Source organism: Arthrobacter sp. FW306-1B-F12A, from assembly GCF_058781865.1.
Map to the genome: position 1 here is coordinate 1 of NZ_JBYSXD010000009.1, position 25,750 is coordinate 25,750.

General features: G+C 65.1%; 19 protein-coding genes and 1 pseudogene. 6 read left to right on the top strand and 14 right to left on the bottom strand.

What is annotated here, in order from left to right; all coding sequences use genetic code 11:
* Nucleotides 1-276: pseudogene (locus tag AC3WJU_RS06710) on the top strand (TetR/AcrR family transcriptional regulator); the annotation flags it as partial.
* Between the two features lie 849 nt (nt 277-1,125).
* On the opposite strand, the gene AC3WJU_RS06715 reads toward AC3WJU_RS06710, so the two are convergent.
* The 5 genes from AC3WJU_RS06715 to AC3WJU_RS06735 all read right to left on the bottom strand — a co-directional run bounded on the left by AC3WJU_RS06715 (nt 1,126) and on the right by AC3WJU_RS06735 (nt 7,266).
* Entirely contained in the window at nt 1,126-2,961 is a 1,836-nt protein-coding gene (locus AC3WJU_RS06715; protein WP_284989830.1) for an ABC-F family ATP-binding cassette domain-containing protein, read from the bottom strand.
* 39 nt (nt 2,962-3,000) lie between these two features.
* Nucleotides 3,001-3,978, bottom strand: a complete 978-nt coding sequence (locus AC3WJU_RS06720; protein ID WP_284989831.1) for a 4-(cytidine 5'-diphospho)-2-C-methyl-D-erythritol kinase — start codon at nt 3,976-3,978, stop codon at nt 3,001-3,003.
* A complete protein-coding gene (gene rsmA / locus AC3WJU_RS06725) occupies nt 3,975-4,856 on the bottom strand; it encodes a 16S rRNA (adenine(1518)-N(6)/adenine(1519)-N(6))-dimethyltransferase RsmA (protein ID WP_284989832.1) in 882 nt (293 codons plus the stop codon). The genes AC3WJU_RS06720 and rsmA overlap by 4 nt, the downstream gene beginning before the upstream one ends.
* Nucleotides 4,857-4,963: 107 nt before the next feature.
* Nucleotides 4,964-6,115 carry a resuscitation-promoting factor gene (locus tag AC3WJU_RS06730; RefSeq protein WP_059387941.1) on the bottom strand — a complete coding sequence of 384 codons (1,152 nt, stop codon included), beginning with the start codon at nt 6,113-6,115 and terminating at the stop codon, nt 4,964-4,966.
* A gap of 266 nt (nt 6,116-6,381) precedes the next feature.
* Nucleotides 6,382-7,266, bottom strand: coding sequence for a TatD family hydrolase (locus AC3WJU_RS06735; protein WP_306961210.1), 885 nt, complete (start codon nt 7,264-7,266; stop codon nt 6,382-6,384).
* Nucleotides 7,267-7,454: 188 nt separating this feature from the next.
* Between AC3WJU_RS06735 and AC3WJU_RS06740 the strand changes: the two genes are divergently transcribed.
* The 3 genes from AC3WJU_RS06740 (at nt 7,455) to AC3WJU_RS06750 (ending at nt 12,505) form a co-directional block, all read left to right on the top strand.
* On the top strand, nt 7,455-8,531 hold the full coding sequence (locus AC3WJU_RS06740) for an AAA family ATPase (RefSeq protein WP_492259503.1): 1,077 nt from the start codon (nt 7,455-7,457) through the stop codon (nt 8,529-8,531).
* 24 nt (nt 8,532-8,555) lie between these two features.
* Entirely contained in the window at nt 8,556-9,974 is a 1,419-nt protein-coding gene (locus tag AC3WJU_RS06745; protein WP_284989836.1) for a DUF58 domain-containing protein, read from the top strand.
* 155 nt (nt 9,975-10,129) lie between these two features.
* Entirely contained in the window at nt 10,130-12,505 is a 2,376-nt protein-coding gene (locus AC3WJU_RS06750; protein ID WP_492259504.1) for a transglutaminase TgpA family protein, read from the top strand.
* A gap of 216 nt (nt 12,506-12,721) precedes the next feature.
* Here the strand turns inward: AC3WJU_RS06750 and AC3WJU_RS06755 are convergent, their stop codons facing one another.
* Together AC3WJU_RS06755 and rsmI are read right to left on the bottom strand one after the other, a co-directional pair.
* The gene (locus tag AC3WJU_RS06755) at nt 12,722-14,203 is read right to left on the bottom strand and encodes an NAD-dependent succinate-semialdehyde dehydrogenase (RefSeq protein ID WP_059387943.1); all 1,482 of its coding nucleotides are present in this window, start codon (nt 14,201-14,203) and stop codon (nt 12,722-12,724) included.
* 188 nt (nt 14,204-14,391) lie between these two features.
* Complete coding sequence (gene rsmI, locus AC3WJU_RS06760) at nt 14,392-15,234, bottom strand: 16S rRNA (cytidine(1402)-2'-O)-methyltransferase (protein ID WP_284989869.1); 843 nt, start codon at nt 15,232-15,234, stop codon at nt 14,392-14,394.
* Nucleotides 15,235-15,389: 155 nt separating this feature from the next.
* Here rsmI and AC3WJU_RS06765 point away from each other — a divergent pair, with 155 nt between their 5' ends.
* Complete coding sequence (locus AC3WJU_RS06765; protein WP_492259505.1) at nt 15,390-17,036, top strand: dolichyl-phosphate-mannose--protein mannosyltransferase; 1,647 nt, start codon at nt 15,390-15,392, stop codon at nt 17,034-17,036.
* 117 nt (nt 17,037-17,153) lie between these two features.
* Here AC3WJU_RS06765 and AC3WJU_RS06770 read toward each other — a convergent pair whose 3' ends face one another.
* Both AC3WJU_RS06770 and AC3WJU_RS06775 read right to left on the bottom strand, forming a co-directional pair.
* Entirely contained in the window at nt 17,154-18,368 is a 1,215-nt protein-coding gene (locus AC3WJU_RS06770) for a TIGR01906 family membrane protein (protein ID WP_492259506.1), read from the bottom strand.
* 146 nt (nt 18,369-18,514) lie between these two features.
* Nucleotides 18,515-19,507, bottom strand: coding sequence for a stage II sporulation protein M (locus AC3WJU_RS06775; protein ID WP_306961198.1), 993 nt, complete (start codon nt 19,505-19,507; stop codon nt 18,515-18,517).
* Nucleotides 19,508-19,647: 140 nt separating this feature from the next.
* Between AC3WJU_RS06775 and AC3WJU_RS06780 the strand changes: the two genes are divergently transcribed.
* Entirely contained in the window at nt 19,648-20,448 is an 801-nt protein-coding gene (locus tag AC3WJU_RS06780) for an RDD family protein (protein WP_306961196.1), read from the top strand.
* A 66-nt stretch (nt 20,449-20,514) separates the two neighbouring features.
* Here the strand turns inward: AC3WJU_RS06780 and AC3WJU_RS06785 are convergent, their stop codons facing one another.
* From AC3WJU_RS06785 to AC3WJU_RS06805, 5 genes are all read right to left on the bottom strand, one after another.
* Nucleotides 20,515-21,588: a L,D-transpeptidase gene (locus AC3WJU_RS06785; RefSeq protein WP_492259507.1), complete on the bottom strand. Its 1,074-nt coding sequence runs from the start codon at nt 21,586-21,588 to the stop codon at nt 20,515-20,517.
* A 315-nt stretch (nt 21,589-21,903) separates the two neighbouring features.
* Nucleotides 21,904-23,136 (bottom strand): L,D-transpeptidase, encoded by a 1,233-nt coding sequence (locus AC3WJU_RS06790; RefSeq protein ID WP_492259530.1) that lies wholly within the window; start codon nt 23,134-23,136, stop codon nt 21,904-21,906.
* A gap of 249 nt (nt 23,137-23,385) precedes the next feature.
* On the bottom strand, nt 23,386-24,867 hold the full coding sequence (gene ahcY / locus AC3WJU_RS06795) for an adenosylhomocysteinase (RefSeq protein WP_492259508.1): 1,482 nt from the start codon (nt 24,865-24,867) through the stop codon (nt 23,386-23,388).
* 41 nt (nt 24,868-24,908) lie between these two features.
* Complete coding sequence (locus AC3WJU_RS06800; RefSeq protein WP_306961190.1) at nt 24,909-25,136, bottom strand: Trm112 family protein; 228 nt, start codon at nt 25,134-25,136, stop codon at nt 24,909-24,911.
* A gap of 186 nt (nt 25,137-25,322) precedes the next feature.
* Nucleotides 25,323-25,697 carry a DUF3499 domain-containing protein gene (locus tag AC3WJU_RS06805; protein WP_284752499.1) on the bottom strand — a complete coding sequence of 125 codons (375 nt, stop codon included), beginning with the start codon at nt 25,695-25,697 and terminating at the stop codon, nt 25,323-25,325.
* Nucleotides 25,698-25,750: the final 53 nt, after the last annotated feature.

Genomic DNA, 25,750 nt, shown 5'->3' on the forward strand with positions numbered 1-25,750 from the left:
CCCTCCCAGCCCGAAGGCGCCTTCTCCACCCTCCTCTCCCACGTGGCCGATCGCGTAGAGGACCTCCTCGCCGACGAATTCGCCCGGCGCGGTTTCAGCGCAGCCGACGGCGCCATGTATGCCCAAATGCTCGTGGGCATGGTGGCGATGACCGGCCAATGGTGGCTGGACCACCGCGAGCCCGACAAACGCGCGGTAGCCGCCCACCTGGTCAACCTGGCATGGAACGGCCTGACGGGCCTGCAAAAGGAGCCGGAACTCCGGAGCGAGGGCTAGGGCGTCTGGTTGGCTTTTGCGGTTGCGGTTTCGGTTGCGTCCACGGTTGCCGTGGTCGCCTCCGCGGTTGCGTTTCCGTGGTCGCCTCCGCGGCGCAACTGCCCTTCGCCGTCGCCGTCGCCCTTGGTCGCCTACGCGGAGCAACGGCCCTTCGCCGTCGCTTAGACACAGCGCATATGGGGTCTTCCGGTCGCTGAGCGACCTCCAAACCCCGATGCGCCGCGATGCGCTCCTACCCGAAGGCCCGCAGCACCGCTCTTGCCATCGTTCCGTTTGGCGCCCGGCCTTCAACGCCGAGGCGCTCCGTCGACACGCAAAATTCCTATCGACACTGGAATCCGCGCATCGGATTTCACTTTCTGCGTCGCTGGCAAATTTGGGGGTCGAGAATCGCCCCCGATTCACCAAACAGCCGCTTCGACCCGCGCCCGGACCTCCGACGCCGATGTGCCCCGACGACGCGCAAAATTCCTATCGGCACTGGAATCCGCGCATTGATTTTCTCGATCCGTGTCGCTGGCAAATTTGTGTGTCAAGAATTGCCGAAGTCTCCCTTGTGCCTCGAGTTCCACGGCCCCTACCCATCCCACCGCTGGCGGACGACGCCGGCAGTCCGCCCCCGCGAGGTGACTTACCCCCGCCGGAGGCGGTTCTTCCGAAAGGAGCGCATCGCGGCCCTTCGTGGGCCGGGGAGCTCGCTCAGCGACCGAGCGGGCCCTCTTGCGTCGAAGCGGCGTTCCGAGGGCCCCGAAGCGAGCCTGCGAGCTTTGGGAAGGAACCTCCGCGCTAAGCGACGCGGAAGAGCCGCCTACGGCACCCCAGGCGACCACGCACCAAGGCGAGCCGCACCTACTCCCCCAGGATCTCCGCCGCCTCGAGCCATTCGAGCTCTAGGCCTTCTTTTTCGTCGAGGAGTTCCTGGAGCTTGGTGTTCAGTTCGCCGAGGGCGTCGAAGTCGCCGGATTGGGACTTGGCCGCCATTTGGACGTGGAGCTTCTCTTCTTGTTGCGCGATCTTGCCCAGTTGACGGTCGATCCTGTTCAGGTCTTTGCGGGCTTCGCGCTTCTCTGCTTCGCTGGGCCCGGAGGCTGCGGCACTCGAGCCGCTTCCCGCCGTCGGCCTCGCGCTGCCGCTCGACGCGCCGCCGGTCACCGCGCCGCTCGCCAGCGCGGCTTCACGCAATTCCAGGTACTGGTCCACGCCGCCCGGAAGTCCGCGGAGCTTGCCGTCACCCAGGAGTGCCATTTGGGAATCCGTGACTCGCTCCAGCAGGTAGCGGTCGTGGCTGACAACGACCAGCGTGCCGGGCCAGCCGTCCAGGACGTCTTCGACGGCGGCAAGCGTGTCGGTATCGAGGTCGTTGGTGGGTTCGTCGAGCATCAGGACGTTCGGTTCGCCCACAAGCAGACGCAGAAGTTGCAGGCGGCGCCGTTCGCCACCGGAAAGGTCGGTGACGGGAGTCCACTGCTTTTCCTTCGTGAACCCGAGCTGCTCCACGAGCTGGCCGGCCGTGAATTCCTTGCCGCCCACGCTGAAGGAGCGCTTCTCACGTTCGATGACCTCGATCACGCGAAGGTCGGACACGTCATCGAGTTCCTTGACGTCCTGGCTGAGCACCGCCGTGACAACAGTCTTGCCGCGCTTGACCTTGCCTGAACTCGGCGTGATCTCGCCGTTAAGGAGCCTCAGGAGGGTGGACTTTCCGGCACCGTTGACGCCCACCAGCCCCAGCCGCTGCCCCGGAGCCAAGCGCAAGGTAACGTCGTCGAAGAGCTTCCGGCCGGCGTCGTCCCCCTTGAAGTCCAGGGAGACGCCTTCAAGGTCCAGCACGTCCTTGCCGAGGCGGGCGGTTGCCATCTTGCTGAGGGCCACCGAGTCGCGCGGATCAGGAACATCTGCGATCAGCTCGTTGGCGGCTTCGATGCGGAACTTGGGCTTGGACGTGCGCGCAGGGGCGCCCCGGCGCAGCCACGCCAGCTCCTTCTTGACCAGCTGTTGGCGCTTGCTTTCGACGACGGACGCCGTGCGGTCACGCTCGGCGCGGGCCAACACGTAGGCAGCGTAACCGCCATCGAACGGGTCCACTATGGCGTCGTGCACTTCCCACGTCCGGTTGCAGACTTCGTCCAGGAACCAACGGTCGTGAGTCACCACAAGGAACGCGCCTTGGTTGGCGCGCCAGCGGGTCTTCAAGTGCCGGGAAAGCCAGGCGACGCCTTCCACATCGAGGTGGTTGGTTGGTTCGTCGAGCATGATGACGTCGTGGTCTTCGATGAGCAGCTTGGCCAGGGCGACTCTGCGCTTTTGTCCGCCGGAGAGGGCATGCACGTTGGCGTGCCAATCGACGTCGGCCACGAGGCCACCCATGATCTCGCGGATTTTGGGGTTCGCGGCCCATTCGTGGTCGGCTTGGTCGCCGACGATCGCGGCGCCGACCGTGAGGTCGCCGTCGAGCACGTCGGACTGGTCGAGGTAGCCGACGTTGACGTCGCCGCGTTTGGTGACGCGGCCGGAGTCCGGCGTCGAGCGCAATGCCAGCAAGCGCATCAGCGTGGATTTGCCGTCGCCGTTGCGCCCGACCATGCCGATCCTGTCGCCGTCCTCCAAACCAAGGGTTACGCCGTCGAGGATGGTGCGGGTTGCGAATGAAACGGTGAGGTTTTCACCGCCAAGCAGGTGGGCCACTGGGTACTACTTTCTGGTGTGAACAGTCAGGGCGACGTGTCAAAGAAGGGTATCGGAGATGATTCGGGCACCCGGAACCGGGCCGTGCACAGCAAGGGCGTTGTGCCCCAGGTGCCGAAGGTCCTCGGCGAGCCCCTCGGCCGCCCGGGGGTTGTGGGCAAGCAAAGCCACGGTGGGGCCGGAACCGGAAACAATCCCGGCCAGGGCACCGCTGGACTCCCCTATCCCTATGGTGTCCCGCAATTGCGGGGCCAGCTCGATCGAGGCGCGCTGGAGGTCGTTGATGAGGACTTTGCTCAAGGCATCGGGATTCCCGTCGCGCAGCGCCTGAAGGATCTTGGCGTCCACCTCGAGCGGCTCGGGGATGTCGAGTCCCTCGGTGGTCCGAAGCCTGTCCAAGGTGTGGAAAACCTCGGGTGTGGAAAGTCCGTAGTCTGCGCAGACGAGGACCCAGTCCATCTGCGCTTTCGCGAGTGCAGGTGAGAGTTCGTCGCCCACGCCAAGCCCGACGGCGGTACCTCCGAGAAGCGAGAACGGCACATCCGCGCCCAGCTCGGCTGCAAGGTGGGCCAGTTCTTCGCGTGACAAACCACTGTTCCAGAGGGCATCGCAGGCCAGGAGTGTCGCCGCGGCGTCGGCCGAGCCGCCGCCCATGCCCCCGGCGACGGGGACGCGCTTGGTGATTTCCAAATGCACGCCCGTGGCTTTCTCCGAGACATCCCTCATGATGGCGGCAGCCTTGTAGGCCAGGTTCCGCTCGTCCAGCGGGATGTCCACACCGTCGAGGTCCAAGGTGCTTGAGGGAGCGATGCTGACCGTGATCCCGGTCCCCTCCGTGCTCGTTGCGGCTACTTCCTCGTACAGGGACACCGCGAGATACACGCTGGCCACAGAGTGGTAGCCGTCGGGCCGCAAGGGGCCGACGTTGAGGGAAACGTTCACTTTGCCGGGTGCCCGGACGCGTACGGTCCGTGCGACGAAGCGCCCGCGGTTCGCACCGCCGATTGCCGGATTCATGCGTCCAGGGGGTGGCGTGCCTCGGCGATCCGGACAAACGCGTTGATATCGAGCACCTCTCCGCGGGCAGTCGGATCAACGCCTGCAGCGACAATGAAACGTTCGGCCTCCGCCGCGCTCCCCGCCCACGTCGCGAGGGCCGCGCGGAGCGTCTTGCGCCGCTGGGCAAAAGCGGCGTCGATGACTGCGAAGACCTGTTCGCGCGTGGCGTGCGTTGCCGGCGGCGCGCCGCGGGTGAAGGACACCAGGCCGGAGTGGATCTTGGGGGCCGGCCAGAACACATTCATGCCGATCACGCCGGCCTTGCGCATGTGGCCGTACCAGGCGGCCTTGACCGAGGGGACTCCGTAGATCTTGGAGCCCGGCCCCGCGGCCAGCCGGTCCGCCACCTCGTCCTGGACCATGACCAGCCCGTGTTGCAGGCTCGGGAAATGTTGGAGCAGGTGCAGGACCACGGGGACGGCGACGTTGTACGGCAGGTTGGCCACGAGAGCCGTGGGCTGAACCGGAAGTTCGGTGACCTTCATGGCGTCGGAGAGGACCAGGTGGAATTCGTCCACGGCTTCCGGGCGCCACGTGCGCACCGTTTCCGGCAACTTGCCGGCCAGTACGGGATCGATCTCGACGGCGACAACTGTCTTGGCGGCGTCGAGCAGGCCGAGCGTCAGCGAACCCAGCCCGGGGCCGACCTCCAGCACGGTTTCCTCGGGATCAATACCGGCGGCGGAGACGATCCTCCTGATCGTGTTGCCGTCGATGACGAAGTTCTGGCCCAGGGTCTTTGTGGGGCGGACACCGATTTCCTCGGCGAGCCGTCGGATGTCCGCAGCTCCCAGAAGGGGCGCGACGGCGGCGGGTTCGGAATTCGGTTCAGTCACCTAGGTATCGTATCGTCTGAGCGACCGGCGGGAGCGCCGCCTCTTGGCTTCAGCACGCGAAAAGGCCGGGCCCGAAAAATTCCGGACCCGGCCACTTTCATTTTTGCCTAGCTGGATGCTGCCCATCCGCAGCCCCACGGAGACAGGCCGCGCTGCGCGTAGACGCGGTTGGCGATGTCGATCTGCTGGGCCTTGCTGGCGGCGGCGGCGTTGGGAGCGTAAGCGCCACCGCCGGAACCGATCCAGGTCTGGATGTCGAACTGCAGGCCACCGTAGTAACCGTTGCCGGTGTTGATGGCCCAGTTCCCGCCGGACTCACACTGTGCGATCTTGTCCCACATTGCCTCGTTCGGCGCACCCGTAGGTCCGGAGGCAACAGCTGCGGCAGGTGCGGGCTTGGGGCGTTCCTTGGTTCCGACCGTTACCTTCGCAGAGACCGGCTTGACGGTGACGTCCGAGGAGACCAACGTCCGGGAAGCCTCACGGCCATCCACCAGGACGAGCTTGAACGTCTTGCTGAGCAGCCCGAGGACCCCTTCCTGGGTGACCGTCTTCTGGTCGCTGAACTGGGTGGCGTCTTCCGTCGTGACCGTGTCGAACGGGACGTTCTCGGTCTCGGTGGCGGTCTTGCTGGTGTCCACCCGCGAAACCTTGATCACCATGTTCTGGACAACGGGAGCCGAATTGGGCTGCGAAACCCGGTCGTTGGCGCCAAGCGAGACGCCGGCATCGCTGAGGACGGTGCCCACGTCGGCCGCCGTCGTGGTCTTTGCCGAACTCTGACCGTCGACAATCAGGCTGATCGTCTTGGGGGTCAGGATCGAAACGTAGGATCCGGAGACGGCCAGCTGCGTGTCTTTCGGCTGCGAGACGGCCGATGCGCTCGCGACGCCGAGCTCGGAAACGAGGCCTTCGACGTTGGGGGCGGTGGTGTTGACCGTCCGCTGGGCGCCGTCAAGGCTGACGGTGACGGCCTTGGCCAGGTTGACGTTGATGATGGAACCGTTCTGCACCGAGGCGTCCAAGGCCGGGGATACCCGGTCTTCAGCCTTCAGATCGACCTTGGCTGCCTTGACCACTTGGTCAACGGTGTTGCCGAAGGTCTGGACGGAACTCACTTTGCCGTCGACGTTGAGGGTGACTGATTTGTTGTTGCCTGTAAAAGCAACCACTCCCAGCACCAGTGCCGAAAGCACCAGCAGCTGCGCACCGACTTTGACGAAACTGAACTTGCCGCCCGTGGTGAAGAACTTAACCATGTTTGCCCGTAACTTTTGGACCATCCGGGCACGGGGAAAAGCGCACAGGGGCCTCCTGCCGCGGTCCCGGATGCCTGCCGAAGCATGCTGGAGGACTGCAGCGGAGTTGTGCGCCGCCACACTCAATTCAACTGAAAACACCAATTGCGAACGGAGTTAGTTGTCCGAAGGCCTTCCCCGACCCCGGCTACTGGTTACCCACTGTAACCGAAGCGTTATAAAGTGACCAAGATTTTTACATACTGGGTATGTAAACCGGATTCGGCTCAGTCCCAGGAACCGTACGTTGCGACGGTGTTTTGGGCCAGTTGCGAGCACAGCGTGGAAAGCTCGGTTCCGGTCACTTCGGCCATGGAACGAACGGTGTACGGCACCATGTAGCTCGCGTTCGGACGGCCCCGGTAGGGGTGCGGCGTGAGGAACGGGGAATCCGTTTCGACGAGCACCAGTTCCGGATCCGCGATGGCCAGCGCGTCCCTCAGATTGGCGGCGTTCTTGAACGTCATGGTGCCCGCAAAGGACATGTACCAGCCGTTCAGGTTACAGATCCGGGCCAGTTCTTCATCGCCCGAGAAGCAATGGAACACCACCCGCTCCGGGGCCCCCTCCTCCCGGAGAACCTGGACGACGTCGTCATGCGCGTCACGGTCGTGGATCTGGAGGGTGAGGTCCAGCCGCTTCGCAATATCGATGTGGCGGCGGAACGAATGGCGCTGGTGCACCAGGCCGTCGCCATGGGTGCGGTAGAAATCAAGGCCGGTCTCACCGATCGCACGAACCCGAGGATGCGCCGCAAGCTCCTCGATTTCCGCGAGCGCCGATTCCAGCTCTCCGCGTCCCGCGTACACGGGGGCATCGTTGGGGTGGATCGCGACAGCTCCGAGGAGCCGCCGGTCCGCGTCCAGCGCCTGGACCGTGAACCGCGATGACTCGAGGTCGCAACCTACCTGCACGGCGCCCTGGACCCCCACGGCTTCGGCCGCGTCCAAAGCATCCGCGACGGCTACTTCGAGCAGGCCGTGCCGGAAATCGAGGTGCGTGTGGTTGTCCATCACGGGGACCGGCAGCGGTTCGGGAGCGGGCGGGTATTCCTTGCGGGAATCGCCGGTTTCAGTTGCGCGGTAGGAAGCCGGTGGGAGGGAATTGCACATGGATCCACCCTATCTTTCCCTGCTGATGCCTTCCGGACCGCGAGCTAATCCCCCGTGTATCCATTCCTCAAGAACATGCCTCTGTCTGCGGCGGCCCTAGGCTGGGTAGTCTGGTACAAAAGGCGGTATATCCCGGCCAGGGCACCGCGGCCCGGCTGGGGTTTCTGTCATGGCTGAGGGGATTGTCCATGGACTCAAAGCGACACGGCACCGTTGACGAAGAGTTGCTACGGGACGAGGCCGTGGTTGCCTTGCCGCCTGAGCGCGAGTCCCTTAACGGGCACAAGCCGAGCGTCATGGATCCTGGGCAATTCCATGCTGCCAGCGAGAAGATCCTGGCGGCCATCAACAAAGTGATCGACGGCAAGGCCGAGGCCGCCACGCTTGCCCTCACCGTGCTCCTCGCCCAAGGCCACCTGTTGGTGGAGGACGTGCCGGGCGTTGGCAAGACGCTGCTCGCCAAGACCCTCGCCCGGACCATCGATTGCAAGGTCAGCCGTATCCAGTTCACCCCGGACCTGCTTCCTTCGGATGTCACGGGCGTCTCCATCTACAACCAGTCCTCGCGGCAGTTCGAGTTCCGGATAGGTGCGGTGTTCGCCAACATCGTGATCGGCGACGAAATCAATCGCGCCTCCGCGAAGACGCAGTCCGCCCTCCTCGAATGCATGGAGGAACACCAGGTGACAGTGGACGGCCATTCGTACCAGCTGGGCGAACCGTTCATGGTTGTCGCGACGCAGAATCCCATCGAGATGGAAGGAACGTATCCGTTGCCGGAGGCGCAGCGGGACCGTTTCATGGCCCGCATCTCAATGGGCTACCCCGACAAGCTCTCGGAGATCGAGATGCTCGAGACGCATCAGGCTGTCTCACCCCTCGCCAAAGTCACCCCTGTGGTCACTTCCGCGGACGTAGCCGCGATGATCGCCACGGTACAGCAGGTTTACGTTTCCCAATCGATCAAGGAATATACGGTTGCCTTGGGCCGGGCCACGCGCGACAGCGCACGCCTGCGCCTCGGAGCCAGCCCCCGTTCCCTGCTGCAACTACTGCGGGCGGCCAAAGCGACGGCCGCCCTTGACGGCAGGGATTTCGTCCTTCCCGACGACGTCATTTCCGTCGCTGAGTCCGTTCTGGCACACCGCATCATCCTTGACCGCAAGGCCGCGAGTTCCGGTGACACTCCGCAGAGCATCATCCGGGCCATCCTGGCCTCCCTCCCCGTCAGCCAGGACGCCGGCGCGGAACGCCGCGGCGCCTAGGGGAAGCGAAGAAGGGGGGCAGGCATGGCGCTGGTCGATCTACTTCCGAAGCATCTGTTCACGACCCGTGGGTGGGGCTTGCTTGCCAGCGGCGTGGGTTCTTTGCTGCTTGCCCAGATCATGGGCAGGCGGGATCTGCTGGCCCTGGGGATCCTGCTGTTGGTGCTGCCGCTGGTATCGCTTGCCGGGGTCCGTATCCTCAAACCGCGCTTCCAGGTGTTCCGCGAATTCCATCCCTCCTCCGTGGAAACCTCTTCCACGGCCACGGTGCGCTTGGCAGTGGCACGGACCGGTGCAGCCGCCGGGCCGGTGATCATGGAGGAGCAGTTGCCGCCGCGCTTCGGCGAACCTCCGGCCTTTCGCTTTCCTGCCCGCGCCGCTTCCGGCGGCACCAGCCGCTATGAATACCATTTGCGCTCCGGTAAGCGCGGCCAGTTCAAGATCGGTCCGGTGACGGCCGAGTTCTGCGATCCCTTCGGCTTGTCGCTGCACCGCCACGAGATCGACGACGGCGACATCCTCACCGTGACGCCTGCCGCCGTCGAACTCCCCGCCACCGGCCTGGCCGGGGCGCGCGGAAACGACGGCGTGACGGCCACCCGGATCCGCGCCAACCCCAGTGACGACGACGTGATGACCCGCGAATACCGGCACGGGGACCCCATGCGACGCGTCCACTGGGCCGCGACAGCGCGGCACGGAGAGCTCATGGTGCGGCAGGAGGAATCCGTCACCACGCCAGAGGCGACCATCATCCTGGACCAGCGCTATTCCGCTTTCGTGTCCGGCCCGGCCGCGGTCTTCGGCCCTGCCCACGACGACGCTTTTGAACTGGTGAGCAGCGAGAACTTCGAATGGGTCGTGACGGCGGCGATGTCGATCAGCACCCACCTCGCCGATCGCAACTATTCGCTGCGGTTCCTGGATGCCGCGGGACACCCCGCATTCCGTTCATCCCGCTCCGCCCCGTATCCCGAAACCGAGGAATTCAGTGGTTTGGGAGGCCTGCAGTCCATTGCCGAAAGCCTCGCCGCCATCCAGCTCAGCGGTCCACGGCACGTCCACGGCGAGCGCGGCCGTAAAGAAACCGCCGCCGTCGAGGGTGCCGAGGCCCCCTTCGACGACCACCTGATGGACAAGCTGGCCGCGCACCGCCTCCGTGGCCCCGTTCTCGCGCTGCTCGGCAACATGCCGCTCTCCGAGGCCCGGGCGTTGGCGCCGGCCGCCGGCTACGGGGCCAACGCATTTGCCCTCGTTGTTACCGACCACCCGCGCCATGTCCAGCCTGTCATCGAAGCCCTCAAGCTGGGCGGATGGCGTGCCGTCGCCGTGAGCTCGAGGACGGACCTTCCCGCCGCCTGGGCCGGCTTCGATCAGGGAGAGATCCTCGCAGCTGCTGCCGCAGCGATGGACGTCCGCCGTGGCGCGGCGGTGCCACGATGACCACAACCTCCAGGAACGGCCCCCCGGGACGGCCCCCGAGCCCGGAGCCGGCGGGGACAAGTGACCCATCCTCCAATAGTCCGGGAAGGTCCAGCGGTCCGGGAAGGGCACCCCTTTCCCCGCGGAAGCCGGGACCTGGAGCCTACCCTTGGGCAATGTCGGCGGCCATCGCTTTCGCCGTACTCGGAGCCTCGCTCTCCCTCAACGGGGTTTTCAGGGGCTGGGCATGGTTGGTTCCCGCTATCACCACGGTGTTCGTCGTCGGATTGACCCTCGCCGTCCTTCGTGCCTTGAGGGTCCACCCGGTACTCACCACTTTGGGCGGGTTTCTCGCCTTGGTGTTCATCCTCGACTTCACGTTCTTCCGGCCGGAAAGCATCGCGGGCTTCATTCCTTCCGGCGCGACCCTTGACACGCTGGGCCAATTCCTGAAACGGGCCGGCGAAACGGTGGTATCTGAGACGGCGCCCGTCTCCCCGAACGCCGGAATAGTTTTCGTTGCGTGCGCGGGGCTGGGCTTGGTAGCTATCCTCATCGACGCCTTGGCCGTCCCGCTCGGCATGCCCGCGACAAGTGGACTGGGCCTGCTGGTAGTCCTCGTGTTCCCGGCGACCATCAAGCCGCAAGGCGGCGGCCTGCCCGGATTCCTGGCTGCCGCCGTCGGATTCATCCTGATCCTGGGCTGCAGCCAGTGGTTCGCACCGGACTCGAGGCTGCAGACCGACAACGCCCACGGTACGGGGCAGCTCAAACGGTCCATCGTGATCGGTGGCGTGGCCCTGGTGGTGGGGCTGCTGTTGCCGTTGGCGGTTCCGGGCTTTGAGCGCGGGACGTTTCCGGTCGGTTCGAGGCTGAATCCCTGGGGCGTGTCCAACGGCCTGAATCCCATGATCACGCTCGGCAACAGCCTGCGGAATCCCACCGGTGACGGCAGCATCACCTACGCCACGAGTTCCACGGCCCCGGTGTACTTGCGTTCCGTCACCATTGACAAGTTCGACGGCGATACCTGGGCGCCGGACGACCGCGAAGCCTCCCGGCGCATCGGGGCTGGCCGGATGGCGCCCGACTACCCGCTCCCCGCCGAGCTGGTCCGCCAATTGACCGTGGTCGATACCGGACAGTTCACCAGCCCGTATCTCCCGGTCCCCTATGCCCCGACCGCCGTCAACGGCCTGAGCGGACGCTGGTCCTGGGATCCCGAGACACTGAGCATCCGCGGCGAGGACAGCACCACCCGGAACCAGCAGTACACGGTATATTCGGCGCTGCCTTCCGTGACGTCCGCGACGTTGAGCCAGGACAATGCCAAGCCCACCTCCATCTCGCAGGATTTCATCCAGTTGCCAAGCAATGTTCCTGACATTGTGAAGAACACCGCCAAGACAGTGACGGCAGGCGCCAACGGCAACTATGCCAAGGCGATGGCGATCCAGAACTATCTCCGCTCGTCCCAGTTCAGCTACTCCCTGCAGGCTCCCGTCCAGGGCGGTTATGACGGCAACGGCCTGTCCGTGCTGGCGGATTTCCTGCAGCAGAAGAGCGGCTATTGCGTGCACTTCGCTTCCGCGATGGCCGTCATGGCACGGCTGGAGGGAATCCCGAGCCGCATCGCCGTCGGCTACGCGCCGGGCCACGCCACGGGGGCCACAGTTGCCGTGGCGGGACAGGAACCCCTTCCCGAATACCAGGTGGATGCCCGCGACGCCCATGCCTGGCCCGAGCTCTATTTCGAGGGAGTCGGTTGGGTCGCCTTCGAACCAACCCCTTCCCGCGGCGTGGTCCCGCCCTACGCGAGCGACCCTGTTGCAGCGGGCGGCCCGAGCACCAACCTGCATGACGAAAACCTGGCCCCGGGTGCCTCGACTCCCGCGCCGAGCACCGCCGCTGTACCGCCCGTTGCGGGTCCGGGGGTCGGATCGGGCACGGGCACCGGTTCCGCGGCCATTTGGTACGTCACCGCAGCGGCGCTCCTTTTGGCGGTGTTGGTGGCCTCCCCGCGGCTGGTCCGCTCCGGTATCCGGGCGCGGCGCCTGAGGCCGGGTGGTCCGGTCCTGGCGTGGGCTGAGCTCCAGGACCTCGCCACGGATTACGGTGTACCGCCGGTGCCGAGCGAAACGCCGCGGCATTTCGCGGCCCGATTGAGCAACTCGGCTGTGCTCGGCGCGCCCGTGGCGGCAGCGTCGCCGTCGGGAGCCGACGACGACGCCGGGCAGCACGCAGTAGCCTCGCTCACGGGCGACTTCGAACGGCAGCGTTACGGTCCCCCGGCGGGCGTCCCTGCGGACACTGCGGCGGAGCAAGCGAACGCGGCCCCGATCCGGATCGCGGCTGTCCGTGCGGCGTTCCGGCGCAATGCCACATGGTTCGAGGCCTTCCGTGCGGATTGGTTCCCGCCATCCTTGATGTCCCGGTGGTTCCAGCTCCTATCGACCCCCTTCCGTTGGCTGGGTGGCATGTCCACCGCCGCGGCTCGCCGTGCGGCAGGATCCTGGAAAAGACTGTTCAGTTCCATCCGCTGGCCGCGCTGACCCAACTCACTAGCAGTTGTTGTCGTTATGGGCGCCTAAAACGACAGTGAGGGGCCACGCCGCCAGGGTTCCCTGGCCGAGCTTGCGAGGCGAGGGTGGCGGTGGGGATCAGTTGGGCTTGGAACGGCAAAGGCAGGGCACCGGAACCCAAAGGTTCAGTGCCCTGCCTTTCACTCAACGGCAGTTCCCCGTTGCGAGAGGTCCGCCGAAGTCCTACTAGTCGGCGTAGGGATCCGCGATGCCGACGTACTGCGTGGTGAGGTATTCCTCGATGCCTTCGAAACCGCCTTCACGGCCCAGGCCTGACTGCTTCACGCCACCGAACGGTGCCGCGGCGTTGGAGATGACGCCCGCGTTGAGGCCGAGCATGCCGGTCTCGATCTTTTCACTGACGCGCAGTCCACGGTTCAGGTCCCTGGTGTAGACGTAGGCCACCAGCCCGTATTCGGTGTTGTTGGCCAGTTTGATGGCCTCATCCTCGCTCTTGAAGGTGATGATCGGCGCAACGGGCCCGAAGATTTCTTCCTTCAGGATCCGGGCGTCCGCGGACACGTTCTTGAGCACGGTGGGCTGGTAGAAGTAGCCCGGGCCGTCCACCGGGGCACCGCCGGTGACGGCGACCGCTCCGTTGGCAACGGCGTCGGACACGAGTGCATGCACCCCGTTGCGGGCCTTGCCATCGATCAACGGGCCGACCGTGGAGTCCGGCTCGGTACCGCGCGCAGTGTTCAGTGCCGAGATCTTGGCAGCGAACTTGTCGGCGAAGGCGTCAGCGATGGAGTCATGCACAATGAAGCGGTTGGCTGCAGTGCAAGCCTCGCCCATGTTGCGCATCTTGGCCGCGACGGCGCCTTCGACAGCCCTGTCCAGGTCGGCGTCCTCGAAGACCACGAACGGGGCGTTGCCGCCGAGTTCCATGGAGCTGCGCAAGACCTTGTCCGCGGCTTCGCGCATGAGGGCCTGTCCGACGGCGGTGGAACCCGTGAAGGAGATCTTGCGCAGGCGGTCGTCCTTGATCAGGGGCCCGGTGACGGCGCCGGCCGTGGAGGTCTGGATGACGTTGAGCACGCCTGCGGGGAGGCCTGCTTCCTGCATGACCTGTGCGAAGAGCAGGCTGGTCAGCGGGGTCAGGTTGGCGGGCTTGAGGACCATGGTGCAGCCGGCGGCCACCGCGGGAGCAATCTTGCGCGTGGCCATGGCCAGCGGGAAGTTCCACGGGGTGATCAGGAGACAGGGACCAACCGGCTTCTTCTGGACGAGGATGCGGTTCTTGCCGTCCGGAGCCGCGGAGTAGCGGCCGCTGACGCGGACGGCTTCCTCGGAGAACCAGCGCAGGAACTCGGCTCCATAGGCTACTTCACCGCGGGCTTCGGCCAAGGGTTTGCCCATTTCCAAGGTCATGAGCAGAGCGAAGTCTTCGGCACGTGCCGTGACCAGCTCGAATGCCCGGCGCAGGATTTCGCCACGCTCGCGCGGAGCGGTACGGGCCCAGGAGGCCTGGGCGGCTGCGGCAGCGTCCATCGCCGCGGCGCCGTCTTCCACTCCGGCGTCGGAGATGCTCACAAGCACCTTGCCCGTGGAGGGATCCTCGACGTCGAACGTCTTGCCGGACGCGGCAGGCAGCCACTGGCCGTTGATGAGCAGCCCCGTGGGAACGGAGGCGAGAAGTTCGCTTTCGCGATCGGCGGTAACAGTCACAGTGACTCCTTCGTCAGTCAGCGCACATTGTAGGGATGCACCAACACTTGATTTTTGTGGAATTACTGTCACGGTACTGCCCGCCGCGAAGCAGTGTCTACGCCTTCGCGCACTGCCGCGGGCGCAAGAGTTTGTGCAGTTGCACAGCCCCGGAGTGGGGGCTGAAGCAACCGCGCCGCAAGCACCGCCTAACGCGCCGCGAGCACGGCAGAGTACAGCTCGCGCTTGCTGATGCGGGCGTCCTCGGCCACTGCGGCCACCGCCTCCTTGAGCCTGATTCCCTGGGCGATGAGTTCATTGACGGCGGCAACATGGTCCTCAGGCTTGCCTGGCGCCTGTTCGGGGGCGCCGGCGACGACGACGGCGATCTCGCCGCGGACCTCGTTGTTTTCGGCCCACTCGAGCAATTCCCGGATGGTTCCCCGAATGACTTCCTCGTAGGTCTTCGTCAATTCGCGGCAGACCGCGATGCGACGGTCCGAGCCGAAACGCTCGTGCAAGGCACGGAGCATTGGCTCAAGCCTGTGCGGGGCCTCGAAGAACACCATCGTCCGGCGTTCGTCGGCGAGGTCCGCAAGCCGGGAGCTGCGTTCTCCGGCTTTGCGGGGCAGGAATCCTTCAAAGCAGAACCGGTCGGTGGGCAGCCCCGATAGCGCCAAGGCCGTCAACACGGCGGACGGGCCGGGGAAGGCGGTGACGAAAAGCCCGGCGGCCACGGCTCCCTCCACGAGGCGGAAGCCGGGGTCGGACACTGCGGGCATTCCGGCGTCGCTCACCATGATGATGGTCTTGCCGGCCCGGACGTGGTCCAGCAGTTCCTCGGTCTTGGCGGCCTCGTTGTGCTCGTGGTAGCTGATGACCCGGCCGGACACGGTGATGCCGAGCGACTGGACGAGCCGATGCAGGCGCCGGGTGTCCTCCGCTGCGACGATGTCGGCCGTCTGCAGTAACTCGATGAGCCGGCTGGAGGCATCGCCAACGTTGCCGATGGGAGTGGCAGCCAGCACTATCCGGCCTACGCCGTCGGGCAGGTCAGGAAGCGCGTGCGCCTCAAGGGACTCCGCCGAATCAGGAACGGTGGTTTCATCCGGGGAGCTCAGCTGTTCAGTCACCCAACAAGCCTAATGCCCTGGCTCCGCCTCCGGCCTTCAGGGAGCTACCGGAGGCAAAAGGTAGCATGGGCTGAGTGACCGATACCTCCGTGCGCCCCGCCCCGCAAACCTGGTTGATACGGCCCCGGGAGGCTTTCAAAGCCGAGGCCCTGCGGACGCGGCTCATTGGAACCATCCAGAGCTGGCGGGATTATCCGCCGTCGTTGAGGCTGTGGTTCTGGCTGATCCCCGCCATCACGGCCGTGATCGGCGGGATTCTGCGTTTTGTCCGCCTCGGTGACCCGCATAGCCTCGTCTTCGACGAGACCTACTACGTCAAGGATGCCTACTCGTTCCTGGTCAGCGGTTACGAGCGGAGCTGGCCGGACAAGGCCAACGATGCCTTCAATGCGGGCAACCCCAACGTCTTGCTCAACTCCCCCGAGTACGTGGTGCATCCCCCGGTAGGGAAATGGATGATCGCCTTCGGGATGTGGCTCTTTGGTTCGGACAATTCCTTCGGCTGGAGGTTTTCCGCGGCTCTGACCGGCACGCTCTCCATCTTCCTGGTCGCCTTGATCGCGCTGAAGCTGTTCCGTTCCCACATCCTGGGCGCGGTGGCGGGACTGTTGCTCGCCGTGGACGGCCACCACCTGGTCATGTCGCGGACCTCGCTCCTGGACATCTTCCTGATGTTTTGGCTGCTCGCCGCCTTTGGCGCCCTGCTGATGGACCGCGACGACGGACGACGCCGCTTGGCGGCACGGCTTGCCGCGCTGGCGGGCGGAGCCAAGGACGGCCGTCCGACGGCGGTGCACCTCGCCTCAGGCCCGTGGCTCGGATTCCGGTGGTGGCGGCTGGCGGCGGGTGTCTGCCTCGGCTTGGCGGTCGGCACCAAGTGGTCGGCGCTGTTCTTCGTTGTTGCTTTCGGCTTGATGACGGTGTTTTGGGACATGAGCGCGCGGCGCATTGCGGGCATCCGGAGCTGGCCCAGCGCAGGCATCATCAAGGACGGCATTCCGGCGTTCTTCACCATGATTCCCGCGGCGACTGCCGTGTATTTGTCGACCTGGACCGGTTGGTTCCTTTCCAACGACGCCTACTACCGGCACTGGGCCGACACGAATCCTTCCGCCACGTGGGGCTGGATTCCCGGGCCGTTGCGCTCCCTGGCGTACTACCACGTGCAGGCTTACAACTTCCATCAGGGCCTCAGCTCGCCGCACCCGTATTCGGCGAGTCCGTGGACCTGGCTTGTCATGGGGCGGCCCACATCGTTCTACTATGAGTCCCCCAAGCCGGGCACTCCCGGCTGCGATCTGCCCAACTGCACTTCGGCGATCCTGTCGGTCGGCAACCCGGTGGTCTGGTGGGGTGCCACGATTGCGCTCTTTGTGGTGCTGTTCTGGTGGGCGGGACGGCGCGACTGGCGGGCGGGGGCCATCCTGGCCGGGGTCGCCGCCGGGTATTTACCGTGGTTCATGTATCCGGAGCGCACCATGTTCTACTTCTATGCGCTTTCCTTCGAGCCCTTCCTCGTGCTGGCCCTCGTCTATGGATTGGGACTGGTGCTCGGCAGGAGCGGGGCTCCTCCATGGCGGCGCCGCTCCGGCCTGTACCTGGTGGGCCTTGTGGTGGTCCTTGCCGTGCTGTTGTCGGCGTTCTTCTATCCGGTGTGGACGGCGGAAGTGATCAGCTACCAGGACTGGCGGATGCGCATGTGGATGCCGTCCTGGATCTGAGCGGCCTGACCGGAAGGCCGGGACGGCTCGCACACTGAACACCCCCGCATGAACGAAGCGGCCCGCCTGGGATTGGAGATTCCCAGGCGGACCGCTTTCCTCGTTGTTGCGGTGGTGCTACTTCTCCGGCGTGCCGGCTTCCGCGCGGACCTCCGGGTCCGCATCCGCGCTGTGTTCCGCAGCAGCTTGGTTCTTGGGTGCAAGTCCGCGACGACGGCGGGTAGGCCAGGTGAAGATGAGTGTCAGCAGGGCCGTGATGAAGACCAATGCACCGATCGCAATCCCGGAGTCCATCCAATATTGCCCCGGGAACAAGCGGATCAGCGTGTCGTCGAGCGCAAATGTCCAGGTGCCGTTGGCGAAGAAAATGTGGTGGAAGTCCGTGAAGAACTGCTGCCAGCCCAAGGCCGCAAGCGTGCCCAGTCCAAGGATGAGCACCAAAGTGACGATCGAACCGGCAAACATTCCGCGGCGGATTCCGCCCGTGCTTCGCTTGCGCAGATAGAGCATGGCGATGATGCCGATGATGATCATGAGCGCGCCGGCACCGAATGCGGAGAGCATCACGGTCTTGACGTCGGCCATGTGGGAAACTTCGCCTTCCTTGAACAGCTTCTCGCCGTTCTGGTTGACGAGCTCGCCCAAGTAGCGTGGACCGGACCAGTTGCTGAGATAGTCCAGGGCGTAGGACCCATAAGTCATCCGGTCATCGGCGTTGAAGCCGTAGCCGTCGCCAGGGAATCCCGGCCGGTAGTACTCCACCCACAAGAACAGCGGGCTCGCCACGGCGCGGATTGCCAGCACCAGGAGGACCACCGGGTAGAAGACGGCCAGCAGGACCTGGAAAATGCGCGGGGCCAGCGGCTTGGCGTTGGCGGCCTGCTCCCGCTCGTGGTTGCGGCGTTCCACTTCGGCTTCCGGGGGGCGGACCTGAAGGGCCGACGTCGGCAAGGGCTCCGCGAAGAGGGCTGGTTCCTGTCCGGCCTCCGCAGCCTCGGCGGCTTTGCGGTCAGCCCGGCTCTCCGCCTGTTGTCCTGCGACGGGAGGTCCTGCGACGGGAGGTCCTGCGACGGACGGTCCTGCCACGGGCCGTCCCGCGGGCGGCCGTGCAGCTTCGCCTGCGGTTGCCGCTCCCACGGCGCCGGCTCCCGGCTTGCCCCCTTCGGGCTCCCGCGTGCTCGAAGAGTCCCGGGCTCCGTCAGGGGCCCCGGCCGGACGTGCATCAGTGGCTGCGGACTTGGCCGCGGGCTTCATCCATTCGAAGGCCGGCTCGTCGCCGTCGTCGTGGATATCCGCGTCCGGATCTTTGGGGATCGGGCTCTTCTCGGTCACTTGGATTTCACTTCCGTAGGATTCACATGCCGGAGCAGGAACGGTCCGCTGGCAATCTTCTCTGCCATCGAGCCTACCGTCAGCCCTCGCGGAGAGACGATGAGCCACCCCGGCGGACGTCGGATTGCGGCCGGACCCGGGTGCCGTCAGGCGGCAATCTCCCGGTATCCGGCGTCGTTTGCGTCCAGGTCACCCGTGGCGCCGGCGCGGAATGCCCGCCCGCCCAGCACCAAGGCATAGATCCAGTATGCCGCGAGAACGAGCGAACCGATCAGGATCTTGGCCCACACGGGAAGCGGGCTCGGCGTGACGAAGGCCTCGACGAGTCCGGAAACGAACAGGACAAGCACCAGGCCCAGGGCCACGGTGATCAGGGAACGGCCTTCTTCCGCGACTGCCTGCATCCTGCGCCTCGGACCCGGTGAAACCATCGCCCAGAAAATGCGGAGACCGCCCGCGGAGGCGATGAACACAGCCGTCAACTCCATGAGGCCGTGCGGGAGGATGTAGCTGAAAAACACGTCCATCTTGCCGGTGGCGGCAAACACGCCAGCTGCAACTCCCAGGCCCTGGGCATTCCCGAACAGCATGTAGGGTACCCAGAATCCGGTGATGCCCAAGGCCACGGCCTGCGCCCCTATCCAGGCATTGTTGGTCCAGACCGCGCCGGCGAAGGATGCAGCAGGGTTCTCGGAGTAGTAGTCAACGAAGTCGTGGTCGACGTATTGCTTCACGGCGTTGCTGCTTCCGAGGGCCCTCAAGGCGTCCGGGGACGTTCCGATCCAGAACGTGTAGGCACCGGCCACAAGGCAGAAGAAAACCCCGCACCAGACAGTGAGCCACCGCAATCGGTAGAACGCGGCTGGCAGGGACACCACGAAAAAGCGGGCGAGGTCTTCCATGAAATTCGATCGTGCCCCGGTGAAGCGCGTGCGGGCCTGGGCGAGGGCCGCCGACAAGGAGGCGGAGAGTGCGCTCTCCGGGGCCACGGACCGGATGAGGGACAGGTGTGATGACGCCACTTGGTACAAACGCAGCAGCTCGTCGGCTTCGCCGCCGTCCAGGCGTCGTTTGTGCGCGAGCTCGTGCAAGCGGGCCCATTTGGTCCCGTTCACCACGGAGAAGGCATCCATGTCCACGGCTCTACCCTAATCCCCACCCTCCCCAAACAGTCCCACATCCACGCAAAGCCCTCCTCCGCATCGGTGGCCGCGGTTAGACTCGATCCAGCGGGAGCCGTCCGGTCCTGCGGAGGTCGTGGCAATGCTTGGGGGCGGGCTTGAGTTCTATCATTACCGGCGAGGCCGTAGTCCTTGAACTACGGCCGGCATCGTTCGGGGCGAGGGCCCTTGGGCTCATGCTCGATGTCCTGGTTCACGTCGTGTTGCTGGTGGGCCTGTTGTTCCTGATCGGTATGGCGGCACCTGATGTGGACGTGGCCGCGGGCAACGCGATGGTTTTGTCCAGTGGGGTGCTGTGCCTCGTGGTGGTCCCCGTGGCGGTGGAAACGCTGAGCCGTGGCCGTTCTCTGGGCAAGCTGGCTACCGGGCTCAGGATCGTGCGCGACGACGGCGGATCCATCCGTTTCCGGCACGCAGTGATCCGCGGCTTGATCGGGTTCCTGGAGATCTACGCGACGTTCGGCGGATTGGCCATTGCCGTGGCACTGTTCAATGACAAGTCGAAGAGGCTCGGGGACGTCGTGGCAGGAACCTATGCGCTCAGGCAGCGCGTTCCTGCCGAACCCAAAATCCTCCCCTTCGCGCCTCCGCACCTGCAGGCTTGGGTGGCGCTCGCCGATATCGGCAGGGTTCCCGACGGGACGGCGAGGCGGGCCTCACAGTTCATCCAGCAGGCCTGGCGGATGGCTCCGGACTCACGCGCCCGCCTGGCCGCGGCCCTCGCAAGCGAGCTGGCGGCTTACGTCGCTCCACCTCCGCCGCCCGGAACGACGCCGGAAGGCTACCTGAACGCAGTGTTGGGCGAGCGGCGAAACCGGGACCTGGAACGGCTGCGCCGCGCTGAACAACGCAGCGCCGTTATGGGCGACCGGCTCAACAGGCTCCCGTTCACGCGCTAGCAAAGCGCGCGGCACGCACGGTGCGCAACGCCGTCGGGCACAACTGCCTCCACGTCCCGGCAGGGCTTAGCGCTTCGCGTAGCCGGCCCAGGCGATGTTCCAGTCCCCGAAGCCTTCAAGCGGTTCAACCGCGGGGGCTCCGGTGTTCAGTACCTGCACCACATCCCCCGTACGCATGTTGTTGAAGAACCACGCGGCATCGGCCGGGAGCAGGCCAACGCAGCCGTGCGAGACGTTGTATGCGCCGACGGCCCCGTAAGCCGATGGAAGCGCTTGGTGAACGTAGACCCCTGAGTTCGTGAGCCGGTTGGCGTGCTCGACGACGAGCGGTGCGTAGTAGCCCTTGTCACCGGGTTTGAGTCCGATGCTGCCGGCGTTGAATTTCGAGTGGCGTTCCTGCTCCATGATCACGGCGTATCCGGTGGGCGAGAGCCAGTCCGGGCTGCCAAGGGTGACGGGAGCTGTCTTGACGAGTGCGCCGTCGATATATACCTTCATGGTCTTGGTGGCGTCGTCCACTACCGCTATCCGCTGCGGACCGGTCGTGAACATTGCCTTGACGTTGGAGTTGCCGATCATTCCGTTGCCGAAATCCTTGCCGAACAAAGGCATGTCCACTGTGACGCTCGTGTTGGCCGCCCAGAAGGTCTCCGGGCGGATCCGCACTTTGCGGTCCGAGTACCAGCGCCAGGCCACTTCCTGGCCAGAGGAAACACCGATCTTCACGGCCTGTTCCATGGCGGCTTTATCCGCCACAGGCTCGCTGAAGTTGATTTCGATGGGTTGCCCCGAACCCATGACGGAACCGTCGTTGGGGAACACCAAGGCATTGGCCTCGTTGGGCGTGGATACCGTGCTGAAGGATTGCGTCTTCCGGGTTTCCCGGCCCGCGCCGTCAACAACAGTGAAGCCATAACGGTACTCGGTGTTGAACGCCAAGGGATCCAGCGTGGACCAGGTGCTGCCGTCGGAACTGATGCTACCCGTGATGGCCTTTCCGCCCTTGGCCGGGACGAGTTCAACGTCCTTCAGCGTGCCGTGTACCGCCTTCACGGAAGGCCCGACGGCGGGATTCACTTCGCGGGCACCGTCAAGGGGCGTGATTCCCAGTTCCACTGCCTTGACGACAGCGGACGCCAACCCGGCATCCGTGCGTTGCGGAGATCCCGCTTCTGATTCGACCGCCGTTTGCAGCCAGTTCGGGGCGGTTGCAACACCGATTCCTCCGACCGCAACGCCGGCACATATCCCCATGATTCCGAGAATCTTCCCGGTCTTGCTTTTCCTTTGCGACGCCACAGTGCAACTCCACATCCCCCTGCAGAAAGCCAGCCCCCAAGACTGACCCGCCAAGTCTACCGGGGGTTCCGATGCGTCCGGGGCAGTGCGCTCAGGCGCGCCCTATCAGTTGGCGTACTGGGTCAGTCGGCGTATTGGGTCAGTCGGCGTATTGGGTCAGTTGGCGTATTGGGCCCAGGGGATGTTCCAGTCGCCAAAGCCGTCGTCGTAGTTGGCGTAGTCACCCTGGGTATTGACCACTTGGACGACGTCTCCGGTCGTCATGTTGTCGAACACCCATTTCGCGCCGTCAGGTCCCAATCCGATGCAGCCGTGGGAGAGGTTCGTGACGCCGATGTACGGCAAGGCCGAGTCGGTGGCCTGGTGGATGAACTCGCCGCTGGGCGTCAGGCGCGTCGCGTAGTTGACGTCAAGCTGTCCGTAGTAGGCCGGATCCCCCGGCTTAAGGCCGATGGTGGAGGCGTCCATGTGCTCCACCCGGTACTTCTCCATAAGGACCAAGTAGCCGCGCGCGGAAGGGAACCTGGTGTCGCCCATGGTGTCCGGCCACTGGCCCACTTGCTGGTCGTTGATACTGACCGTGAACGTGTGGGCAACCGCGTCGGCCACCGCCACCTTCTTGTCGCCGATCTTGAAGGTGTTCGTCTTGTTGAAGTTGCCGATCTGGCCGTTGCCGAAGTCCACCCCGAACAGCTTGAGATCCACGGTGACGGTGCTGTTCGCTGCCCAGAAGTTCTCCGGACGGTAGCGCACCATGGTGTCGCTGAACCAGTGGAAGGCCCCCACCTGGCCCGACGTGGAGGTGACCTTGATGGCCTTCTCGACAGCGGCCTTGTTGACGACCGGTTCGCTGAACGTGAGCTGGAGCGGCTGCGCCACGCCCACCTTCGCCCCGTCCAGGGGGTACATGGCGGCGTCGGCCTCGTTCTGTGTGGAGACCGTCGTGAAGGATCCGGTCTTCGACGTTGCGCGACCGGCCGCATCGGCAACGGTGTAATTGAAGGTGTAGGAGGAGTTGAATTCGAGCGGAGTCGATGCCGTCCAGCTCAGTCCATCCGGGGTCAACGCACCATCAACGGTCTTGCCTTGAGCGCTCGTCAGGGAGACCCTGTCCAGGGTTCCGTCCTTGACGCTGATAGTGACGGGCGCAGCCGGGTTCACCTGTTTGGCTCCGCTCGCAGGCGAGGCAACCACCGTGGCAGGCTTCACGACGGGCAGCACCGCCGCTGCCTCCCTGCGTTCACCTGATGATCCCTCGGACTCGATTGCCGCACTGGCCGCATGCGGGGCCACTGCGGCGAACGTGCCGCTGAGCGCGGCAATGAGGCAGACAACCACGATCCAGGCGACTTTGCGGAACCTGCTTCGCTTCGTCGGCCCAGCATCCATGTGCCCAGCGTCCAAGTGCCCAGCATCCAAGTGCCGGGCACTGCCGCCGTCCTGCTCGGTGTCGAAGAGCCTCGCAGCGTCCACTTGCTCGAAAGTGTCCGCTTGCTCGCCGTCGGGATTAAGGCCCATTCCTGTTTTCTCCAAAACTCACGCCCCCCAATAAAACTCACGCCCCACAGCCGCATCCTAAGGGGCGCGGCTTGATATTGGCTGGGAGCCCGCCTTCCGGCGTGCCCCCAGCCAGTGTTCTTAGTACCGGTAGTGTTCCGGCTTGTACGGCCCGGCAACGTCAAGGTCCAGGTATTCCGCCTGTTCCTTGCTGAGCTCGGTCAGTTCCACGCCCAAAGCATCCAAGTGCAGGCGGGCAACCTTCTCATCGAGGATCTTGGGCAGGACATAGACCTGGTTCGAGTATTCGCGCTCGGCCTCGGGCTGGTCCCTCTTGGTCCACAGCTCGATCTGGGCGATCGTCTGGTTCGCGAAGGAGTTGCTCATAACGAACGAGGGGTGGCCCGTGGCGTTGCCCAGGTTCAGGAGGCGGCCTTCGGAAAGCACGATGATCGAACGCTCCTCGCGGCCGTCGGCTGCGGCGAACACCCACTCGTGGACCTGCGGCTTGATTTCCACCTTGTGCACGCCGGGGACCTTTGCCAGTCCGGCCATGTCGATCTCGTTGTCGAAGTGGCCGATGTTGCCCACGATCGCCTTGTTCTTCATGCGGAGCATGTCGGACGCCATGATGACGTCCTTGTTGCCCGTAGTCGTGATGAAGATGTCGCCCTGTTCCAACACGGAATCCAGCTTGGCCACCTGGTACCCGTCCATTGCTGCCTGGAGCGCGCAGATGGGGTCGATCTCCGTCACGATCACGCGCGAACCCTGGCCGCGGAGCGCCTCTGCGGCGCCCTTGCCGACGTCGCCATAGCCGCAGACGACGGCGACCTTTCCGCCCATCAGGACATCCGTGGCGCGGTTGAGGCCGTCCGGCAGGGAGTGGCGGATGCCGTACTTGTTATCGAATTTGCTCTTGGTCACCGAGTCGTTGACGTTGATGGCCGGGAACAGCAGCTTGCCCTGTTCGGCGAGCTGGTAGAGCCGGTGCACGCCCGTGGTGGTTTCTTCGCTCACGCCACGGATCCCGGCGGCGATGCGGGTCCACTTCTTCGGGTCGGCGGCAAGGCTCTTCCGCAGCACGTCGAGGACCAGCGCATACTCTTCGGGATCACTCTCCGTGGCGGTCGGCACCGCGCCGGCTGCTTCGAATTCGACGCCTTTGTGGACCAGCAGCGTGGCGTCTCCGCCGTCGTCGAGGATCATGTTGGGCCCAAGCTCAGGGTTGGCGTCAGCGCCCGGCCAGGTGAGGATCTGCTCGGCGGTCCACCAGTATTCGTCGAGGGTCTCGCCCTTCCAGGCGAACACGGGAACACCCCGGGGAGACTCGACAGTTCCCTTGCCGACGACAACGGCGGCCGCTGCCTCGTCCTGGGTGGAAAAGATGTTGCACGAGGCCCAGCGCACCTCCGCACCGAGGGCCGTCAGCGTCTCGATGAGCACCGCGGTCTGCACGGTCATGTGCAGGGACCCGGCAATACGCGCCCCCTTGAGCGGCTGGCTTGGACCGAACTCGGCGCGCAGCGACATGAGGCCCGGCATTTCGTGCTCTGCCAGGCGAATCTGGTGGCGCCCGGCTTCGGCCAGGGAGATGTCTGCAACCTTGTAGTCGAAAGTCATGAAAGTCCTTTGGAAGTACCGAATGGTCGAGTCAGGGGGGCTCAGGCGTCGTGCTGTCCTGCGTCGTGCTGGTCTGAGGCCGCGGCGTTGGCGGCGGCCAGCAGCTCCGGGGGCAGGAGCAAGGGGATTCCATCCTGGATTGCATAGCGGAGCTTCTCACCCGAGGCGGACGCGGCCGTCGAGACAAGTTCCTCGCCGTCCTGCTCCAGCGGGGACCCGGTGACAGGGCACCGCAGGATGGACAACAATTCAGGACTGACCTTTGGCATGGTTGAAGCTCCCTGGATGGCATCTCGCGGACGCCGCTTTGGACAGATATGGCAGCTTCCAGAGTACAACCCAGCGGCGCCGCACACGGTGTCACAATGCTTGTCGCTCAGGGAGCCGCGACACATTGGGCGACACACGCGGCGGTACACGGAGGCAATGGACGCGTGGTTGCTGTCGTCCGGGGTTCAGGACGGATCGCGCAGGATGCGCAGGTGGCGCCTTGTTCCCTCCACGGGGGCCGGTCCGTCAAAGGGGGCCCGGACTGTGCGCTGTTCCGGCGCGGCAGGCGCCGATGCGGCTTCCCGCACTGCATTCGCCAGGGCAAGGAGATCGTCCGGCCCCGGCTGGGGCGGTGAGGACGGCATGGCGAGCCGCATGACTTCCCAGCCCCTCGGTACGGTCAGCGACTCGGCATGCTGCGCACACAGATCGTAGGAATGCGGCTCGGCATACGTGGCCAACGGACCAAGCACCGCCGTGGACTCGGCATAGACGTACGTCAAAGTAGCCACCGCGGATTGGCGGCAAGCTGATCTGGAACACTGACGAATTGCACCCACAACATCCCAGATTAGCCGCACTTCCCCGCGGCGCGGTGCATTGCCCCTTTGCG

What these genes read in the sequence shown, in the direction of transcription:
- ahcY (WP_492259508.1), bottom strand. Translation starts at nt 24,867, where the DNA reads ATGACTTTCGACTACAAGGTTGCAGACATCTCCCTGGCCGAAGCCGGG.
- AC3WJU_RS06720 (WP_284989831.1), bottom strand. Translation starts at nt 3,978, where the DNA reads ATGAATCCGGCAATCGGCGGTGCGAACCGCGGGCGCTTCGTCGCACGG.
- AC3WJU_RS06790 (WP_492259530.1), bottom strand. Translation starts at nt 23,136, where the DNA reads ATGGATGCTGGGCCGACGAAGCGAAGCAGGTTCCGCAAAGTCGCCTGG.
- AC3WJU_RS06740 (WP_492259503.1), top strand. Translation starts at nt 7,455, where the DNA reads ATGGACTCAAAGCGACACGGCACCGTTGACGAAGAGTTGCTACGGGAC.
- AC3WJU_RS06735 (WP_306961210.1), bottom strand. Translation starts at nt 7,266, where the DNA reads ATGTGCAATTCCCTCCCACCGGCTTCCTACCGCGCAACTGAAACCGGC.
- AC3WJU_RS06750 (WP_492259504.1), top strand. Translation starts at nt 10,130, where the DNA reads ATGTCGGCGGCCATCGCTTTCGCCGTACTCGGAGCCTCGCTCTCCCTC.
- AC3WJU_RS06730 (WP_059387941.1), bottom strand. Translation starts at nt 6,115, where the DNA reads ATGGTTAAGTTCTTCACCACGGGCGGCAAGTTCAGTTTCGTCAAAGTC.
- AC3WJU_RS06800 (WP_306961190.1), bottom strand. Translation starts at nt 25,136, where the DNA reads ATGCCAAAGGTCAGTCCTGAATTGTTGTCCATCCTGCGGTGCCCTGTC.
- AC3WJU_RS06745 (WP_284989836.1), top strand. Translation starts at nt 8,556, where the DNA reads ATGGCGCTGGTCGATCTACTTCCGAAGCATCTGTTCACGACCCGTGGG.